The organism is Neptunomonas antarctica (genome assembly GCF_001305295.1).
GTDB classification, from domain to species: domain Bacteria; phylum Pseudomonadota; class Gammaproteobacteria; order Pseudomonadales; family Balneatricaceae; genus Neptunomonas; species Neptunomonas antarctica.
Genome location: NZ_LJSI01000050.1, coordinates 25,499 through 44,287, shown reverse-complemented (window position 1 = coordinate 44,287; position 18,789 = coordinate 25,499). Strand labels below are relative to the sequence as shown.

The following is an 18,789-nucleotide window of genomic DNA, read 5'->3' as shown; positions in this document are numbered from 1 at the left end:
CAGCGCACTTATTAATGGGTGGAGGTTTTAAAGTTAAAGCTTTTCGGGCGGGTCAGTGCAGCAAAGCCCATCGCCGACAGAGTGCAGCCGCGTCCGGTATCTTTAACACCGGTCCAGGCTAATGCCGGATCCAGATAATCACAACGGTTCATAAAGACCGTGCCCGCTTCCAATTGCGACCCGATTCGCTCAGCAGCGGCCAGATCTTCCGTCCAGATACCTGCCGTTAAACCAAAATCCGAATCGTTCATCAGGGCAATGGCTTCATCATCGCTGGATACTTTAATCACGCCAACCACAGGGCCGAAGCTTTCATCCATCATGATAGACATCTCATGCGTTACATCGGTCAGTACTTGCGGGGCCATATATGCGGACCCCGGCTGATCCAGAGGGAATTTGCTGGTATCGACGTGGATTTTCGCACCCGCCGCCACCGCATCCGCTACTTGCTTACGCACAAAATCAGCGGCAGCCGGCTTAATCATAGGGCCAAGATTCGTCGTCGTCTCTAAAGGATTTCCCAACACATATGCCTGCCCGGCGGCGGCTAAACCCGCGACAAACTCATCATGAATACTCTCGTGAACATAGATGCGCTCGATACTGCAACATGACTGCCCACTGTTGAAAAAAGCGCCATCGGCTAAATTTTCAATCGCATAAGGCAAGTTACAATCAGCCCGGACATACGCAGGATCTTTGCCGCCTAACTCCAGACCCAGAGGGATAAACTGCCCCGCTGCCGCCTGTTCCATCGCTTTTCCGCCGCCAACGGAGCCAGTAAAGCACACCATGTCGACATTGCCTGAGCCAATTAACTCACTGGTGGTGGGGTGATCCAGCACGATATGCTGGAACACGCCTTCGGGCAGCCCGGCCTGATCAAAGGCATCCTGCATGCGTTCTGCAACCAACAAGGTGTTAGATGCATGCTTTAGCACCACAGCATTGCCCGCCAGCAAGGCCGGAATAACAGAATTGATCGCAGTCATAAACGGAAAATTCCACGGCGCGATAGTCATGATCACACCCAGCGGCTCATGGCTTATTTTACGTACGAAGCCCGGCCTGTCGCCCGGATTCAGCGCTTGTAGCGAGGCCTCTGCGATAGAAATCATGTGACGGGCGCGCTCTTCTAAACCCCCGACTTCGCCAGCACCTTGGCTGATTGGGCGGCCCATCTGCCACGCCAGCTCTTCAGCGATACGCGCTTTCATCGCGACCAGCGCATCGACTGCCGCGGTACAATACTGGCAGCGCTGCGCAACACTCAGTTGAGCCCACTGGAATTGAGCGGTTTTGCTGCGGGCAAACAATGCGGCAACCTGCTCAGCATTGGCGACCGGACGTTCAGCATAAATACTGCCATCGACCGGTGAAATAGATTGGATGTTACTCATAGCTTATTACTCAATTCATTCATAAAAGTGTTTAAAAATTTTAACGGCCTTAAAAGGGTTTGAACGGATTTTCAAAAGCTAAGAACGCTCGAAACCGCGCGCCGTTTCCCAGTCCGTAACACACTTATCATGTTGTTTCTGTTCCCAGCGTGCGGCATGCACATAATGATCAACCACATCGTCGCCAAAGGCTTCACGCAGCATCGTTGATTGATCCATTTTCTCAACCGCCACACGTAACGTATCGGGTACCCGGCGCGCATGTTCACTGGCATAAGCATCACCGACAAATTCCGGTTCCAGTTCTAATTTCTGCTCGATACCGGCCATCCCCGCCGCTAACTGACCCGCCAGTGCAAGGTAAGGATTAAGATCAGCCCCACCGATGCGGCACTCAATACGGATCGCTTTAGTCCCTTCGCCACATAAACGGAAACCTGCTGTGCGGTTATCCAGACTCCATACCGCTTTTGTGGGTGCAAACGTACCTTCCTGGAAGCGCTTATAGGAGTTTATATAAGGTGCTAATAAACAAGTCACATCATCGGCGTGCGCCAACAATCCGGCCAGATAGTGGCACATAAGTTCAGACATGCCATGAGGCCGGCTTTCATCCAAAAATAACGGCTTGCCCGCCGCGCTCCACATAGACTGATGCACATGCGATGAACTACCCGATGCATCGCTGTGCCACTTAGCCATAAAGGTCACAGATTTTCCATTAGCCCACGCGATCTCTTTACAGGCATTCTTAACAATGGAGTGCTGATCTGCGGTTGTCAGGGCTTTATCGTATTTAACGTTGATCTCTTCCTGCCCTGCAGATGCTTCACCTTTAGAACACTCGACGGTGATACCCGCACCGTAAATGCCATTTCGTATAGCGCGAATAACACCCTCTTCCTTGGTGGTTTGGAAGATGTTGTAATCCTCGTTGTAGGCACTGGCTAACTTCAAATCACGATAGCCGGACTGACAAGCCTCAGCAAAGGTCTGATCAAACAGGAAAAACTCCAATTCGGTCGCCATCATCGGCTGAATGCCTAACGCGGTTAAGCGATCAATCTGCTTACGAAGAATGGCACGTGGAGAATGCGGAATGGGGTTGTGATCATGATCCAATACATCACATAGCACTAATGCCGTGCCTTCTAACCAAGGCACCCTACGTAGCGTGCTCATGTCCGGTTTCATCACATAGTCGCCATAACCGGCTTCCCAGCCCGTAGACTTATAGCCTTCAACCGTTTCCATCTCTAAATCGGTGGCAAGCAGATAATTACAGGAATGCGTTTCTTCTACGGCGTGATTGATAAAGTAATCAGCATGGAAACGCTTTCCCATCAAACGACCTTGCATATCAACCATACAGACCAATACCGTATCGATACTGCCTGCCGTAAATTCTTCTTTTAAGTCGTCCAGTGTCAGCATAGCGTTCATCAGGTTTCCTCTTAACTTTTTATAATTCTTAGCATTCTTATTGAGTTTATTGCGCAAGGCTTTTTAAGTTCGCTCAAGGCTATTATTACCGTTTAAGAGCGCTCAAGGCTGTTCAGGGCATCAGCCACGCGCTGTGCCCAAGCGTGCTGCCCAACTGCATCAATAAGCAAATCATTACGCACTTCCAACATGACATTCGGTATCTGCTGCTCATCGCCGTGACGAGTCACCATGTGCAACACCGGGTCAGACGGTCCATAAGGTTCATTCATGCGGATATCAAAACCACTTTCCAGGCTCGCTTGTTGATAGAAAGCCTTAGCAAACGTATTGCTTTCATGACAGATAACACCCAGCTGCACGGTTCTGCTTTGCCCCATATAGAGGGGGGTAAAACTATGAATCGTCACCAGAATAGTCTGCCTGCCGGCTGCTTTACGTGCGGCAATTTGCTGAGCAATTTCCGCATGAAATGGCCTATAAATATGCTGCACGCGATAATCCCGTTGCTCCGCTGTCAGGTCTTTATTACCCGGAATTTCAGTCATTTCACTCAGCGGTGGTACAGCACTGGCTTCACTCGGCGGCCGGTTACAGTCATACAGCAAGCGTGAATAGCGCTGTAAGATCAAACTCGCATCCAGCTTAGTGCTTAAAGCCTGCGCCATACCCGCTGCGCCAATATCCCAACCAATATGACTCAACCGCTCGGCTTCACTTAATCCTAAATTGGCAAAGTTTTCCGGGATGTAATGGCTGGCGTGCTCACACACCAGCAACACATCGGATTGCCCCTGAGGATTAATCAATTCTGCCGATGACTGCTCTAAACCTTGCATCATCATCGTTGCCATACTCCTGCTGTTGTTCTGCAAATCCTCATCCCTTACCCCTTACCAAAGACAAGTTCAGGTAGCCATAACGATATCTGTGGAAAAGCCATGAACAGTACCAGTGCGAATATCATGATGGTCACAAAGGGCGTAATCGATTTATAGATGTCCATTAACCCTATCTCCTTCGGTGCCATCGCCCGCATGAGGAAGAGGTTGTAGCCAAAGGGCGGGGTCATATAGGCAATCTGGCACGTAACGGTGTAAAGCACGCCGTACCAGATAGGATTGAATTCCAATGCAATAATCAGCGGAATATACAACGGCGCTACAATAACCAGCATCGCGGTATCATCCAGAAACATACCCATGATGATGTATGACAGTTGCATCATGACGAGTATCTGCCAAGGGCTCAGACCCCACTGTTCAGTGAACAAGGATTCAATCGCGTTAACGGCACCCAGACCATCAAATACCGCACCGAAACACAGCGCCGCCATAATAATCCACATAAACATGCAGCTAACCCCTAAGGTTTTACGCAGTGTTACGTGAATCAAACGGAAGTTAAGGCGACCTTTAACCAGAGCAGCCAGCATAGCGACGGATGCCCCTACGGCGGAACACTCAACCAGGCTGGTGTAGCCCATCAGAAATAAGCCGATGACGGAAAATATGACTACTAGCGGTAAGACACCCGCCCCCAGTAGCATGTACTTTTCTTTACGTGTGATCAGATCACGCTCAGCCTTAGGCAACGGCGGACCCAGTTCGGGCTGAATGTGGCAACGGATAACAATATAAGCAATAAACATCACGGCTAAAATCAAACCCGGAACAGCGCCGGCTAACCACAACTGGCTGACGGGTTGGCGGGCTATCATGCCGTACAGGACTAGAACGATACTCGGCGGTACCAGAATACCTAACGAACTACCCGCCTGAATAACACCGGTCACCATACGTTTGTCATAACCACGCTTGAGCATTTCTGGTAATGCGATACTGGTACCGATCGCCATACCTGCGACACTCAGGCCGTTCATGGCTGAAATAGCAACCATCAACACAATCGTACCTATTCCCAAGCCTCCTTTGAGATTACCCATCCAGACGTGCAACATTCGGTAGAGATCTCCGGCCACACCGGATTCTGAAAGCATATACCCCATAAAAACGAACAGAGGCAGCGTTAATAACGGATACCAGTTCATTAGCTTCATAGTGGAATTAAACGCCATTTCTGAACCACCGTCACCCCACAGTGTCAGTGAAGCAACCACGGCCACAAAGCCTACGGCACCGAACACTCGCTGCCCGGTCAATAACAGCAACATCAGCGATGAGAACATCAGCAACGCTATCATTTCATAACTCATACGGATGTTTCCTCAGGGTGCTGCTCAACATCAAAAGGCTTACCGATTGCATCCGCGACATTCTGAGCAAAAGTGGCTAACACCTGCAATAACATTAAGGAAATACCCGTCGTCATAATGATTTTTATAGGCGCCAATGGCGGAGCCCAGGAAGAATAGTTTTTCTGACCATATTCAATGGCGTAGGCCGTGCTGGACAGTGCACCAAACAGCAACATACCCAGATAAGTCAGCAAACAAAGTACGGTAAAGGCGTCGGTAATCGCCTGTCGTCTCGAAGACCAATTGCCGTAAAACACATCCATACGAACGTGGGCATCCATCTGCATAGAATAACCACCGCCCAGAAGATAGTAAGCAGCCATAGTAAACTGCGCCATTTCGATCACCCACATCTGTGATGATCCCACGCCTTTAGAGATAGAGGAGAACAGCAAAATGCCCATCAACACTAGCACCAAGTACATGGCAAATATGCCGACTGTACGATTAAACTTATAGATAAACCGTACGTAGGCTTGAATCGCGTTATACACAATTACGTACCCAGAATAGAATTGAGAAGCCCTCTTCTGCCGGACGGCAAAAGAGGTTCTGACACGAACAACACAGATGATTTAGCTAGAGCGGTAAGGACGTCCCGCTTTAGACATCACGTCGTTGTATTTTTTGAAGATCTCGACCACTTTCTTAGTACGCGGGCTGGTTTCTGCTATTTCATCCCAATACTTATGTGCTTCAGCCTCAACCGTATCCCATTCTGCATCGGGAATAGTCGTTAGCTCCATTTTAGTACCTTCAGTACGCAAGGTAGCTTCGCCACCCCAGTACCAATGCTGGCGGTAATAATGAGAGCTGTCCATGCAGAGTCTCCACAGCTGTTGCAGATGCTCAGGCAATTCATTCCAGGAATCATTATTAGCGAAAAACGACCCGATCCAGGCGCCTGAAATATTGTTAGTCAGGAAGTAGTTAGTCGCATCTGCCCAACCGACCGTATAGTCCTCTGTGATACCAGACCATGCGACGCCATCCAGCTCACCGGTTTGCAATGCAACTTCAATATCTTCCCATGGCAAGGTCACCGGAATAACACCAAAGCGATTCAAAAAGCGGCCCGCCGTTGGGAAAGTAAATATGCGCTTTCCTTTTAAATCAGCCAGACTATTGATCGGCTCTTTCGTGGCAAAGTGACAGGGATCCCACGCGCCCGCGCTTAGCCATTTAACACCGACTTCGTCGTATGCTTCCTGCCATATTTCTTTCAGGCCATATTGTTCGAACAGTACCGGCACATCAAGACTGTAACGGGTAGCAAACGGGAAGTAGCCGCCAAATACAGAAATATCAACCGGGGCTCCCATAGAGTCATCGTCACTCTGTACGGCGTCGATTGTGCCATTTTGTAGCGCCCGAAATAGTTCAGGCGTCGGTACTAGCTGATCCGCGTAATAGAGTTCAATTTCCATCTCGCCATTGGCGGCTAAGTTGAATGCATCTACCGCAGGTTTAATAACGTGAGCACCCAATGCCGCACCAGCGTAGGTTTGTAAACGCCATTTAATCGGTGCTGTTTTTGCTTGTACATAAGGCGCGCTGGCACCGAGTGTTACGGCAGCGGCGCCACCCACCACTGCTTTTTTCATAAAATCGCGTTTATTCTTATTCATTTTCAGTCCTCTGCAACATAGGCAATTATTTTTTTGTATTGCGGGCTTCACGATGTTTTAAGATCTCTCGTTTTAGAGGTATTACTAATTGACCGCTAAAACTGAAGATGTAAACATTTAGACATTATAATTTTTACTTGTCAATTTTTTTATGTGATGTACATTACAGGCTAATAACAACGTTATTCAGACGACGAGCAGGCTACTTATGAACGACGCACCAGCCAAACATGACAACAGCCACACCATTGCCGAATTACTCCGCTCACAGTTAAATAAATTCAGTCCGGCAGAAATGAAAATAGTTAATCATCTGCAGGCTAACTACCCCATGTCTGGTCTGGTATCGATTACTGAACTGTCAGAAAACTGTGGTGTATCGACACCAACAGTGATGCGTACATTAAAGAAAATAGATTATTCAAGCTTTCCTACCTTTCAAAAAGCACTCAAGGATGAATTGCAGCAAACGCTTTCAGACCCGATAGCCAAGCACGACAAATGGGCAACTGACGCCCCGGAAAGCCATGTGCTTAATAAAGTAGCCGACACGGTTACCACCAACTTACGCCACAGCCTGAATCAGATTAGCCATGAGCAATTTGATGCCATCATTGATTTGCTCGCCCAACAGGATCAGGCATTGCATATAGTCGGCGGCCGTATCACCAGTGCTTTTGCCCGCTATCTGAATACGCATTTAGAAGTCATCCGTGAAAATGTTTACCTCTTTCCGGAAGCCGTAGCACTCTGGCCGCATCATATGCTGAAAATAAAACCTAATGACGTAATGATCGTTTTCGATGTGCGTCGATATGAACAAGACCTTATAACCATCAGTAAATTAGCCGATACTCGCGGCGCTAAAATCATCCTCTTTACTGACCAATGGCTGTCACCCATCGCCGGCTATGCCACCCACACGCTACCGATTCGTATTGAAGGCAAATCTGGGTGGGATTCTGGTGTCGTCACATTATTTTTTGCTGAAGCTATCGTGGTCGCGCTGGAAGAAAAACTCTGGGCACAAACATCCGCGCGTATGCGTGAATTAGAAGATATGTTTGACCTGACTGAACGCTTTAAAAAGCGAATGGAATAAACGTCGGGTCACCTACATCAACGACGTAGGTGACGCCATTATCACTACAGCGGATTATGCGTGTATGTCGGCATTTACAATCGCAAAGCCTTTGTCATTTTCTTCGAAATCATAGACAAGAAGGACCGGAGCCTCACGCTTTTCACAGGTCATCGTCAGTATCAGCACCATTCCAACTGGATTTCTATGCAGCGCCAAAAAGGACAGGCCGACATGATTACCAAGGATTGGGTATAAATAATCTCTATGCTCTTTGAAATCTTCAGGAGCAGTCTCCTCTTTCATTTCATCTGAAAAATCATTTGAAAATTGTTCAATGTCATTTATATCCCACCCTTGTTGCGTGTTCTCGACAATTTCCATTAGTGCTTCAATCAGTTTTTCATCGTTTTCACGCATTACAGTCACAATTAATATTCCATAAGTTAGTTTTATAGTCAGGCGTCAACGTTAAGTCAGTCAGGCCGCTTACCGCCCCTAAGGGATATTTTCTCAGGGCTTTACAACCTGCGCTCAGTGCAAAATCCGGCTTTATTTTTGATCCACTTTTAGTTAAATTCAGACAAGCTACTATGGAAGCACTGGGGTAAAGCCTAATTACGGACAAGGATAGACCACATAATCCTGAAAATAAGAATTATTCCTATATATACATATCTTTTTGATGCGTATGGTGCACGGTTGATACGAGATTTAAAAATCTCCACAAGGAATGCTACATATGAAAACTAATATAGTAACCACGCATATTAAATAGTTAATTGGTTCTATCAGCCTAAATATATAAAGGCGTATTAATGTTATCGCTGGTTGCGGCAGAAAAAACTTAATGTACGAGCCCCTTCGATAGCAGGCTATACGGAATACTAACGGAACTGCGTTTTACTTCTAAAGAGTGACTAATGAAACTAGTTAAAAACCTAACAGATAATGGCATCAGATTTTATTGGATTGATGAATCGGAGGATCGCCTCAGCCCAGAACTGGCAACGCTCCAACTGGCTAAAGAATGGCGTATTCAAACTCTGTTTAACACCTATAAAGCGGTTGAACGACGCTCTTCAATTATTGATCGCCGGTCAGACTCGAATAAGCGCGAGAGGATAAGCAAAAATCACCATTCATTACAATCGAATCCTCAGGGACGGCGCGTTGCCGACAGAGTCGTAGAGGTTTACATCGATCTGGCAAAGAAACAGCTTCAAGCGCTTTGTTGAAAGCCCACTATGAACTGTTACTTCTGCAATTCTACTCCAAAACCATGATATTTCGTGAGATAATGCTGCGACGCAGCATTTCTGCTACTCTGTCCTTTAGCTTCAACGGCAAATGAAACCAAGCGAAGTTTGTGCTCGTCAACCCTGTCTTGGTGAATGGCAATCCCGGCATAAGAATACACGGAATAATATCTATCAATGATAGAACTACATGCTCCAACGGCTTTCCTGGTGACAGTCGCAGTCAACGTAGCGCTGGCTATTTCATTGGCGGCCGCTGGATCACGCGCTAACCGAGATGGCCTTTTTCTTTCGGCTATCGCGATAGTCTTGCATTCTCTGGCGTTTGGGCTCTTTGGTTTACAGGGTAAGATCAACGACACTGCCTTGATTATTGTCGCTGCCACGATACTTTCCGCGTCATGGTCCATGTTTGCAGAAGGATTATTCCAGTTTCAGCAGCGGCAGGCTAGACACGGATTGATCTGGCTTCCTGTAATCCTCATTTTGACCGTTTTTTTCCTCTTTCGGGATAATATCTCAGTACGAATTATAAGCAGTAGTGTTATCTATTGCGCTCAAGTCATCTTGATCCTGGTCGTACTGAATCAGGGGCGACGTTCAACGGTTGGCCGCGGTCAATATTTCATCGCCATCGGACTGGCGCCGGTCATTCCCGTATTCGCTTTTCGTGGTTTTCTGGCAGCAACGGAGCAAGCAGACAAAGTGCTGATATTGGCATCCAATCAAATCCAGGCCATGATTTTCCTGATCTCGATTGTCTCGACCATGTTCGTTGCCATCGGAATGCTGATTATGAGCAAGGAGCTTTCTGAAGATAGGAATCGACTCCTCGCAGCACAGGACCAGCTTACCGGCCTGGCCAATCGGCGCAGCATAGATCAAACCCTGAGTGATGAATGGGCAAGAGCGAGTCGGCATGGTAATCCGTTGGCGTTAGTCATGCTGGATGTCGATTTTTTCAAGAAATACAACGATCAGTATGGCCATCTGGCAGGTGATGAGTGTCTAAAAGACGTGGCTTGTGCCTTGCAGCAGGGCGCGCAGCGCGCCGGGGAAATGACCGCCCGCTACGGTGGCGAAGAATTCTTGCTGATCCTGCCGAACACCGATGCTGATACTGCGCAGCGCTTGGCTGAAAGAATGTGCGCTGCGATAGCGGCGCTTGAAATCCTGCACGAGCAATCACCTATGTGCGTCGTCACGGTCAGTGCCGGCGTTGCTACATTGACCGATGATACCTACAAAGATGTCGATAGCCTGCTACGGGGGGCGGATAAAGCGCTCTATCAGGCTAAGCAAAAAGGCCGCAACCAAGCGCAGATGGCTCCGGAACTTCATTTACAAAGCCGCCTTGATAAAAACGCCTTGAGCAGCTTTGTTCGTCTTTCGTGGCATCCAACCTACGAAAGCGGATATTCTGTCATTGATGAGCAGCATCGCGCCCTGTTTACCCAGATCAATAATCTTTTATCTGCAGTGCTCGACGGGAATTCAGCCGAAGATGTCGGCACCAGACTTGATGCCCTGACGACTGATATCGCCCAACACTTTCGGGATGTTGAAGCTATCATCACCCGCGCAGGATTGCCTGATTCTACGGAACACGCCGCTATCCATAACCAACTCGTTGAAAGAGCCATTGAAATGGTCAGTCGCTTTCACGACGGGACGCTTGGCATCGGAGAACTATTCCAATTTCTTGCTCACGATGTCTTAGCACGACATATGCTGGCTGCTGATCGTAAATACATCCCCTTCCAGCCAACGCCAAAATAAGGGAACCGTGGCATGTTCAGCTCTTAGTATGTTGAGAGCTGCAAGGTAATGCTCGGCCATGGCCGAACACTTTATTTAATTCACAAGAATCGATTAGACCATCTTCATCAATCTCCAGAAAATAGGGTAATTGCCAGCGCTGAGTTTTTTTACCCGATTCTGAAAAGACTTTCGTTCCAACCACGCCTCTATCTTGACTCCATGGAGGGAAAACTCGCAACCCGGTTTTTCCTTTACTTTTTATTGAAGATACAACGCCTTTATCTACCAATAGTGAAACAGGAAAAATGAATATCCCATTCTTAGGAATAGTTATCGATCCGTCCTTACTTGTGACATTAGAATGCCCATGCACTTGTACAAACAAGTAATCGAGTTCATTGGATTTTAATGGGATAGGTTTATTACTATTAATAGCTGTTGAAGATGGGCGCTGCCAAACGGATAAAAAGGCTCCGGGTCTATGTGGCGTCACTTTGCCTTTGCGATAGACAATATTCTGATCATTTAGCGCGAACACTAAAGCTTTATATTTTGAACTTTCCGGGGCAGAGTCTAACGTAATCTCTTTAGTCATTTTGCAGCCCACTGGAACAAACCCTTTAACTAAAAGAGATTCTAATGCATCCCGGTAGTGTTTATTTGTCAAAAGACACACTCTCAATTTTCATTATCTGTAATTGTTTTTTAAAAGAAAACATTATTACTCTAAAAATAGTTATCAAGGCTATTTCTTTACAAAAATTAAATATAATTAAGTTGGTTAGCTAATAGCTTTCACCTAACATTTTAATATTTAATATCTGTTTTATGATCCATGACATATGGACTATAAACGGAATAACAACCTAAGATTTCACAAACAAGCTGCCGTAAAATCTGCTTGTTTGTTTCAGAGAAGCCATCTCAGATAGCAAGGAACTATGTACTGACGAGGCAGGCATTTTAAATGCCTGGAGCGATAGAGCTGCCATGGATGGCCTGACAGGCGTCAATATCGACTGAACCTTATTTGCAACGAAGCCGAATCACAGGCAACCTGAAGAGGCTGTATACTTTATGTTAATAGTGTTGGGGCTTTATTTCTAGTGTAAGGTTGCAATATTACATAGGGAAATTCAGAGAGCGCCGTAATTTCTATTTTTGTAGTGTTTTAATATGGCATGATTTATGGGTGCATTTTGAGGAATATGAAACTTAATACCAAATCTCTATTGTTAATGATGCTCATTCTTCTGAGCGCTATAGTCTATTCAGACCAGACTAAAACGCTTATCGTTGGAAGTGAGCAAGACTTCCCGCCATTTGCTACAGGAATGACAGACTCAACGGCAGGTGGATTCACCGTGGATTTCTGGAAGGCAGTAGCAGCGGAAGCCAGACTGAAATATAGCATTCGCGTGCTGCCTTTTCGTGAGGCACTTCAGGAATTTAAAGAAGGCAGGATTGATGTTTTAATTAATCTTGCCATTTCTGATGAACGTCGTCAGTTTGCTGATTTTTCGGTACCGCATGTCATCGTTAATGGCGCTATATTTGTACGTAATGATAATACAAGCATCCAATCTGAAGACGATTTATCCGGACAGTCTATCATTGTGTTAAATGCTGACTTAGCACAAGACTATGCCATCTCTAAAGGATGGGCTAAACAACTGGTATTAGTAGACACTGTCGAAGAAGGCCTGAAATTACTGGCATCAGGCAAGCACGATGCTATGCTGCTGAGTAAACTGGTTGGCATGCAATCACTACAACTTCTTGGCCTGACGAATATTAAGCCATTAAGGACGCCCGTTGGATTCTCTCAGAAGTTTGCATTTGCCTTACCTAAAGGACAGTCTCAGTTATTAAGTCACATCAACGAAGCGATGGCAGTCACGAATACCAATGGTATTTACACTGAAATTTATAACAAATGGTTTGGCGTTTACGAAGTAAAAGAACCGACACTGCGGGAATTATCAATATACATCAGCCCTCTTATTGCGATATTTTTAGCCGTTTCTGGTTATTTTTACTATCGACGACAAATTGAACGCAAGCAAGCCGAAGAAAAACTAAAACTAGCTGCCAGTGTTTTCACGAACTCTCGTGAAGGGATTATCATTACGGATGCGGAAGGTAGCATTATCGAGGTCAACGATACCTTCACCGATATCACAGGCTTTAGTCGTGAAGAATCTATCGGCCGCAATCCACGATTCCTTCAATCTGGACGACAATTACCGGAATTTTATATCTCCATGTGGAAAACAATTTCCACCACGGGACAATGGTACGGTGAAGTATGGAATAAACGTAAGAATGGTGAAGTGTACCCAGAAATACTTACCATTTTTGCAGTGCACAATGATGCTGGCGAGTTAAAGAACTACATGGCTCTGTTTGGTGACATCAGCGTTATGAAAAGCAACATACGAAAACTTGAGCATATTGCCCATTACGACTTACTGACCAATCTGCCTAATCGCTCATTACTTACCGAACGCTTATCTAAAACCATGTTAACGTGCAGCCGCCATGCGCAGTCACTCGCCGTCGTATGCCTGGATTTAGATGGATTTAAACACGTCAATGATGGCTATGGTCACAATGTGGGTGATGAACTGCTAATTGCTCTCTCACTCCGCATGAAAAATGCATTACGTAAGGGTGATACGCTTGCCCGTATTGGTGGTGATGAGTTTATTGCTATATTGGTTGATTTAACCAGTGCCGAAGACTGTCAGCCGGTATTAGAACGGTTATTGCTCGCTGCATCCAAACCTATCACGGTAGGTGATGTTATATTCAATACATCAGCCAGTATTGGCGTCACCCTGTACCCGCAAGATAGTGTGGATGCCGACCAGCTTATCCGTCATGCAGACCAGGCCATGTATGTGGCTAAGGAATCAGGTAAGAACCGTTATCACATATTTGATACGGACCAAGATGACGCTGTTAAAGCGAAAAACCTGCGTCTAAAGGCTATTCGCAGCGCATTAGACAATCATCAATTTGTGCTCCATTATCAGCCTAAGGTTAATATGCGGACAGGTACGGTGATAGGTGTTGAGGCACTCATTCGCTGGCAACATCCAGAACGAGGTCTATTAAATCCAATCGAATTTCTGCCGGTCATTGAAAACCACGCCATGAGTATCGAGCTGGGCGAATGGGTCATTGCTACCGCACTGTCGCAAATCAGCCAATGGCAAGAAATGGAACTTAATATCCCCTTAAGTATTAGCGTCAATATTGCAGCAGTACAATTACAGCAGTGTGACTTTACCGCTAGGCTGGCAATATTACTAGCGACTTACCCTGATGTTGAACCTCACTATTTAGAACTGGAGGTGCTGGAAACAAGCGCCTTAGATGATGTGCAGCATGTGTCGGAAATCATGGATGCCTGTATAGCGCTGGGCGTAAAATTTGCCTTAGATGATTTTGGCACAGGTTATTCATCCCTGACGTACCTTAGACGTTTACCCGCGAGCCTAATTAAAATAGACCAGAGTTTTGTTCGAGACATGTTGAATGACGCTGGTGATTTAGCCATTGTTGAAGGCGTGATAGCCTTAGCTAAATTATTCAAACGCGAGGTCATTGCTGAAGGTGTTGAAAGCATTGAACACGGCCGGGCACTATTGCAACTGGGCTGTGAATTAGCACAAGGATATGGCATTGCAAGGCCGATGCCGGCAAGTGATTTTCCTGCGTGGATTAGTGACTGGAAGCCTGACATTAGCTGGCAGGATTGAGTCAATTCTAACTCGAGTTAAGACCCCTCGACTTTACCGTCGTGCCACTTCGCTCATCAGGCGTCAGCTGTTTTAATAACTATTAGCCCCCTGTCATATTCATAAAGCGAACGATCTGAACATCACCATCCGAGGTAAAACGATGCTCTTCAGGTTTGTGCTCAATGGCTTTACGTATCACCTCTTTTAAATGCTCAAGATCTCCGGGATAGCGACGCAGTATCGCTTTAAGGTCGACGGCATGTTCATTACCCAAGCATAAAAGCAGCAGTCCTTCCGCTGTGACTCGCACCCGATTACAGTCACCACAAAAATTATTACTATGCGGTGAGATAAAACCAATACGGCTGTTGCTGTCTGCCATACGCCAATATTTTGCCGGGCCACCGCTGGATTCTGTCGTCGGGATCAGAGGAAAGCGCTCTGTAATCAGCGCCTTTACCTGCTCGCTACTAAAATAAGTTTCGGCACGGTCATGCTCAGCAATCACACCTAGCGGCATCTCCTCAATAAAGCTAAGGTCGATCTGCTTGTCACGGGCGAAACTAACCAGGTCAACCACTTCATCATCATTGCGTCCACTCAACACCACGGCGTTAAGCTTAATGCCGCTAAAGCCAGCGGCACAGGCGGCATCGATTCCGGCAATGACCTGCTGTAGATCGCCGGTGCGGGTTAACGTTTTAAAACGTTCTTCCTGCAAACTATCTAAGCTGATATTAATACGCGTCAACCCGGCCTCTTTAAGCTGCTGAGCATAACGAGGCAACTGCGACCCATTGGTGGTTAAGCAAAAGTCTTTTAAGCCCGGTAATGCACCCACCTCTTTAAACAGCTTAATAACATCTCTGCGTACCAGCGGTTCCCCCCCGGTAAAACGAATCTTGTTAACACCCAGCTCGGTAAAGGCACGTGCTATCGTATGAATCTCTTCCAGCGTCAACACTTGTGCGCGTGGCAGGAAGGTCATGTCCTCACTCATACAATACACACAACGGAAATCGCAACGATCAGTGACCGAAATCCGCACATAAGTGATGTTTCTTCCAAACTTGTCTGTCAATTGTTCGCTAGCCATTTTTCACCTTCTCTCTATAGCAGGTCACTGAAAGGCTGAATCAATATACGATCGCCCGCGTCAACCTGGCTATATTGCTCCCCGATTTCTATCAGACAATTAGCCTGCACCATCGAGGTTAAGATTCCAGATCCTTGTGCACCGGTCGTTTGCACCACCAATTCACCCTGATCATTAATACGATAGACACCCCGGCTATAATCGATACGGCCCGCTCGTGATTTGATTTTCTCTTGTGCTACCGCCATCATTTTTATTGGCTGCCATCCACGCTGCCCCATCATTTTTCTAAGCGCTGGCTGCACAAATTGCAAAAATGTCACCATCACTGCAACGGGGTTTCCCGGCAAACCAAAAAACGGGACCTGCCCCACAACACCAAACGCCAACGGCCGGCCCGGGCGCATCGCTACCCGCCAAAAATCAATGTCACCGACAGTCTCCAACGCTTGTTTTATATAGTCTGCCTGCCCCATCGACACACCTCCCGATGAGATCACCATATCAGCTTGCCGGGCCGCTTCACGCAATACGCGCTCCATAGAATCTTGAGAGTCTTCAATAATACCAAGGTCAATGACAACACATCCCATGCGCTGCAACAACCCGGTGAGCGTAAAACGATTAGTATCGTAGATGCAATTTTCCGGTAAGACTTGCCCTTGAGCGACGACTTCATCGCCCGTCGAGAAAATAGCAACCCGTAAAGGCTTGAATACGACGACGTGCTGCATGCCTAACGACGCCAGCAAACCCAGTTCTTGTGGCCGAATTAAACATCCTGCAGATAAAGCGACCGAACCCGCCTTAATATCTTCGCCCTTTTGGCGTACATGCTGACCTATTTTCACGGTTTCAGAGAACATCATCTGCTCTCCCTCTCGCGTTACCGCTTCACGGATAACGATGGAGTCCGCACCTGCAGGCAATGCCGCACCTGTCATGATTTCAACCGCTTCACCCGGCGCCAGTACACCTGTGTATGCGCCTCCTGCTAATACCCGCCCAACCACCTTCAGCGTGTGTTGCTTTTGTACGGGCAGCGTTTCAGCACAAATAGCGTAGCCATCCATCGCCGAGTTAGTGTGTGGTGGCACATGTAGAGCAGAGATTTGATCTTCAGCCAGAACATGATTGATGGCGCGCGACAGGGGCATCCTTTCAACCTGAGCAGACTCTGCTATCTGTACCAGAATAGCGGCGACACCCTGTTCAACTGAGATCATCCCGTTAGGGTTTGCGATGGGATCAAAGCAGCTAATGGCGTCGCTCATGGCCTCTCTCCTTTTAAATAGGTCTGAATAAACGCGGCAATCTGGTCAATATTATTCAGATCTAATAACGGGATATCAGACGTAAGCGGAATCACTTCATCGCACGCTACCGCGATAATATTTTTATCCTCACTATACAGTTGCGGCTTATTAACCTCTCGACGATAGAGCTCAATCTTTGCAAAGCTCGCTGTTTTGAAGCCTTCGACTAACACCAAATCCAATTTGGAATAATCCAACTGGGTGAGCATTGTGGAAAGAGAGGGCATACCCACCTGCTTTTCTTCAACCATCAGTGCCCAGCGGTTAGAAGAACAGATCAGCATCTGATCAGCCCCGGCATGACGTAACTCGTAACTGTCTTTACCCGGATGATCTACATCAAACTGATGATGAGCATGCTTTATCACTCCCACTCTAACGCCCTGTGCTTTTAATACAGGTAGTAACTGTTTCAGCAAGGTGGTTTTACCGGTACCACTCCAGGCTGCCAGTCCAAGTAACTTTGGCATCTGTTGTAATTCAGCGATGTCACTTTTACGATTTACATTAACAAAAGCATCTGGATAATCAGAGAAATCAACCTCGACCGTACGTTGCTGCGCATACCAATAATCTATCTTACGCTCACCTTTTGCCAAGATAGCTTGTACGCTTGACAGCATGCTTCTGTTGATTAAAGCCACCACCGGTTGCAGACGCTTGCCATCATGAGCCACGGCTATTTCTGCATTGCTCTGCAGCGCGCTCTCCAGTAATCGTGCGGCCAACCCTTCTGGCAAAAAAGGTCCATCACAAGGAACAAATAATACCCAGTCAGTGGTGGCATGGTGTAAACCCGTCGCTATCCCCATTAAAGGGCCTTCGAAACCACCTTCGAGGTCAGTAATTACAGGCAAACTCAATGTACCGTAAGCATCTAAGCTGCGATTAGCATTGATAAGACAACGAGAAACCTGCGGCAAGATTCTATCCAGCACATGACGAATCAGAGGTTTTCCGTTGAGGTCCATCCAGCCTTTATCGACGCCTCCCATTCGGCTGGCTTTACCACCCGCCAAGACAACGGCGGTTACCTGTTCGGCAGCTATCTGTTCAATGTTGTGCATAGCGCTGTGGCTCCATCATGCTATCGATTTCGTGAGGCATATTTTCGTGATGTACGCCTTCATGTAACGCACCGCCTTCTAATAGGAGATGACGGGTGCATAGCTCAGTCACCCGGTTACTTTGATGGCTTGAAACCATAATGGTGGTTCCCTGCTTTAACAGCTGACTTACCAGTTCTGCTACCGTACTCACTGAATGGCGATCTAAATTAGCAGTGGGCTCGTCAAGAAACAATAAGCGGGGTGCCAAAATCCAGGCACGCGCTAACGCCAGACGCTGCCTCTCGCCGCCGGAAAGCGAATGAGCGGGTTGTTCTGCAAGATGCTCTAAACGCGCCCAGACCAAAGCCTGTTTCACTTTGATTTTAATATTTTGTCGGCTACCTCCGCGAAGTTTCAAACCATAAGCAACGTTATCAATAACCTTGCTCATAAACACATAAGGAGTTTGGTGTAAATAAATGACGTCAGGATGGATTCGGCCTGACCACCAGCGGCGTTGTTTTGGCGTTACTATTACCGTGCCACTACAAGGTTTTTCCAACCCCGCCATAATTTTCATTAAGGTGGTTTTACCCACACCGTTTTCACCCTTCAAGTGTACGCTTTCACCTTCCCTCACCTGAAGTTGTTCAATAGCAAACAACTCACGAGTTCCGAAGCGCTTCACTAGATTATCTACAGTTAATTCAAGGCCCACGCTAATTTTCCTCATGAAATGATTTACTA

At 46.9% G+C, this 18,789-nt stretch carries 16 protein-coding genes; 4 read left to right on the top strand and 12 right to left on the bottom strand.

Annotation, left to right across the window (positions count from 1 at the left end):
• Positions 1-11 precede the first annotated feature (11 nt).
• From Nant_RS13020 to Nant_RS12995, 6 genes are all read right to left on the bottom strand, one after another.
• Entirely contained in the window at positions 12-1,403 is a 1,392-nt protein-coding gene (locus Nant_RS13020) for an aldehyde dehydrogenase family protein (RefSeq protein WP_054342101.1), read from the bottom strand.
• A 78-nt stretch (positions 1,404-1,481) separates the two neighbouring features.
• Entirely contained in the window at positions 1,482-2,846 is a 1,365-nt protein-coding gene (locus Nant_RS13015; protein ID WP_054342100.1) for a glutamine synthetase family protein, read from the bottom strand.
• A gap of 92 nt (positions 2,847-2,938) precedes the next feature.
• Complete coding sequence (locus Nant_RS13010; protein ID WP_054342099.1) at positions 2,939-3,691, bottom strand: N-formylglutamate amidohydrolase; 753 nt, start codon at positions 3,689-3,691, stop codon at positions 2,939-2,941.
• Between the two features lie 41 nt (positions 3,692-3,732).
• Positions 3,733-5,061: a TRAP transporter large permease gene (locus Nant_RS13005; RefSeq protein WP_054342098.1), complete on the bottom strand. Its 1,329-nt coding sequence runs from the start codon at positions 5,059-5,061 to the stop codon at positions 3,733-3,735.
• Positions 5,058-5,597, bottom strand: a complete 540-nt coding sequence (locus Nant_RS13000) for a TRAP transporter small permease subunit (protein WP_054342097.1) — start codon at positions 5,595-5,597, stop codon at positions 5,058-5,060. The genes Nant_RS13005 and Nant_RS13000 overlap by 4 nt, the downstream gene beginning before the upstream one ends.
• Positions 5,598-5,678: 81 nt before the next feature.
• Positions 5,679-6,731, bottom strand: a complete 1,053-nt coding sequence (locus Nant_RS12995) for a TRAP transporter substrate-binding protein (RefSeq protein WP_054342096.1) — start codon at positions 6,729-6,731, stop codon at positions 5,679-5,681.
• Positions 6,732-6,939: 208 nt separating this feature from the next.
• Between Nant_RS12995 and Nant_RS12990 the strand changes: the two genes are divergently transcribed.
• The gene (locus Nant_RS12990) at positions 6,940-7,833 is read left to right on the top strand and encodes a MurR/RpiR family transcriptional regulator (RefSeq protein WP_054342095.1); all 894 of its coding nucleotides are present in this window, start codon (positions 6,940-6,942) and stop codon (positions 7,831-7,833) included.
• 54 nt (positions 7,834-7,887) lie between these two features.
• Here the strand turns inward: Nant_RS12990 and Nant_RS12985 are convergent, their stop codons facing one another.
• Positions 7,888-8,241 (bottom strand): hypothetical protein, encoded by a 354-nt coding sequence (locus tag Nant_RS12985; protein ID WP_143773584.1) that lies wholly within the window; start codon positions 8,239-8,241, stop codon positions 7,888-7,890.
• A gap of 494 nt (positions 8,242-8,735) precedes the next feature.
• Between Nant_RS12985 and Nant_RS12980 the strand changes: the two genes are divergently transcribed.
• Both Nant_RS12980 and Nant_RS12975 read left to right on the top strand, forming a co-directional pair.
• Positions 8,736-9,050, top strand: a complete 315-nt coding sequence (locus Nant_RS12980) for a hypothetical protein (protein WP_054342093.1) — start codon at positions 8,736-8,738, stop codon at positions 9,048-9,050.
• Between the two features lie 198 nt (positions 9,051-9,248).
• On the top strand, positions 9,249-10,850 hold the full coding sequence (locus Nant_RS12975; RefSeq protein ID WP_054342092.1) for a diguanylate cyclase domain-containing protein: 1,602 nt from the start codon (positions 9,249-9,251) through the stop codon (positions 10,848-10,850).
• Between the two features lie 16 nt (positions 10,851-10,866).
• Here Nant_RS12975 and Nant_RS12970 read toward each other — a convergent pair whose 3' ends face one another.
• The gene (locus Nant_RS12970; protein ID WP_202905012.1) at positions 10,867-11,499 is read right to left on the bottom strand and encodes a MepB family protein; all 633 of its coding nucleotides are present in this window, start codon (positions 11,497-11,499) and stop codon (positions 10,867-10,869) included.
• A 541-nt stretch (positions 11,500-12,040) separates the two neighbouring features.
• On the opposite strand from Nant_RS12970, the gene Nant_RS12965 reads away from it, so the two are divergent.
• Entirely contained in the window at positions 12,041-14,599 is a 2,559-nt protein-coding gene (locus Nant_RS12965) for an EAL domain-containing protein (RefSeq protein ID WP_202905011.1), read from the top strand.
• 82 nt (positions 14,600-14,681) lie between these two features.
• Here Nant_RS12965 and moaA read toward each other — a convergent pair whose 3' ends face one another.
• The 4 genes from moaA to Nant_RS12950 are packed head-to-tail and all read right to left on the bottom strand — an operon-like array spanning position 14,682 to position 18,760.
• Positions 14,682-15,677 (bottom strand): GTP 3',8-cyclase MoaA, encoded by a 996-nt coding sequence (gene moaA / locus Nant_RS12960; protein ID WP_054342090.1) that lies wholly within the window; start codon positions 15,675-15,677, stop codon positions 14,682-14,684.
• Between the two features lie 14 nt (positions 15,678-15,691).
• The gene (locus Nant_RS21580) at positions 15,692-16,951 is read right to left on the bottom strand and encodes a bifunctional molybdopterin-guanine dinucleotide biosynthesis adaptor protein MobB/molybdopterin molybdotransferase MoeA (protein WP_076496083.1); all 1,260 of its coding nucleotides are present in this window, start codon (positions 16,949-16,951) and stop codon (positions 15,692-15,694) included.
• Positions 16,948-18,060, bottom strand: coding sequence for a molybdenum cofactor guanylyltransferase MobA (mobA, locus tag Nant_RS21920; RefSeq protein WP_076496082.1), 1,113 nt, complete (start codon positions 18,058-18,060; stop codon positions 16,948-16,950). Before mobA ends, Nant_RS21580 begins: the two co-directional genes overlap by 4 nt.
• Positions 18,047-18,760 (bottom strand): energy-coupling factor ABC transporter ATP-binding protein, encoded by a 714-nt coding sequence (locus Nant_RS12950; RefSeq protein ID WP_054342089.1) that lies wholly within the window; start codon positions 18,758-18,760, stop codon positions 18,047-18,049. Before Nant_RS12950 ends, mobA begins: the two co-directional genes overlap by 14 nt.
• Positions 18,761-18,789 lie beyond the last annotated feature (29 nt).

Excerpts from the sequence above, each read along its gene's own strand:
- Nant_RS13020 (WP_054342101.1), bottom strand. The coding sequence starts at position 1,403 with ATGAGTAACATCCAATCTATTTCACCGGTCGATGGCAGTATTTATGCT.
- Nant_RS13015 (WP_054342100.1), bottom strand. The coding sequence starts at position 2,846 with ATGAACGCTATGCTGACACTGGACGACTTAAAAGAAGAATTTACGGCA.
- Nant_RS13010 (WP_054342099.1), bottom strand. The coding sequence starts at position 3,691 with ATGATGATGCAAGGTTTAGAGCAGTCATCGGCAGAATTGATTAATCCT.
- Nant_RS13005 (WP_054342098.1), bottom strand. The coding sequence starts at position 5,061 with ATGAGTTATGAAATGATAGCGTTGCTGATGTTCTCATCGCTGATGTTG.
- Nant_RS12995 (WP_054342096.1), bottom strand. The coding sequence starts at position 6,731 with ATGAATAAGAATAAACGCGATTTTATGAAAAAAGCAGTGGTGGGTGGC.
- Nant_RS12990 (WP_054342095.1), top strand. The coding sequence starts at position 6,940 with ATGAACGACGCACCAGCCAAACATGACAACAGCCACACCATTGCCGAA.
- Nant_RS12980 (WP_054342093.1), top strand. The coding sequence starts at position 8,736 with ATGAAACTAGTTAAAAACCTAACAGATAATGGCATCAGATTTTATTGG.
- Nant_RS12975 (WP_054342092.1), top strand. The coding sequence starts at position 9,249 with ATGATAGAACTACATGCTCCAACGGCTTTCCTGGTGACAGTCGCAGTC.
- Nant_RS12965 (WP_202905011.1), top strand. The coding sequence starts at position 12,041 with ATGAAACTTAATACCAAATCTCTATTGTTAATGATGCTCATTCTTCTG.
- moaA (WP_054342090.1), bottom strand. The coding sequence starts at position 15,677 with ATGGCTAGCGAACAATTGACAGACAAGTTTGGAAGAAACATCACTTAT.
- Nant_RS21580 (WP_076496083.1), bottom strand. The coding sequence starts at position 16,951 with ATGAGCGACGCCATTAGCTGCTTTGATCCCATCGCAAACCCTAACGGG.
- mobA (WP_076496082.1), bottom strand. The coding sequence starts at position 18,060 with ATGCACAACATTGAACAGATAGCTGCCGAACAGGTAACCGCCGTTGTC.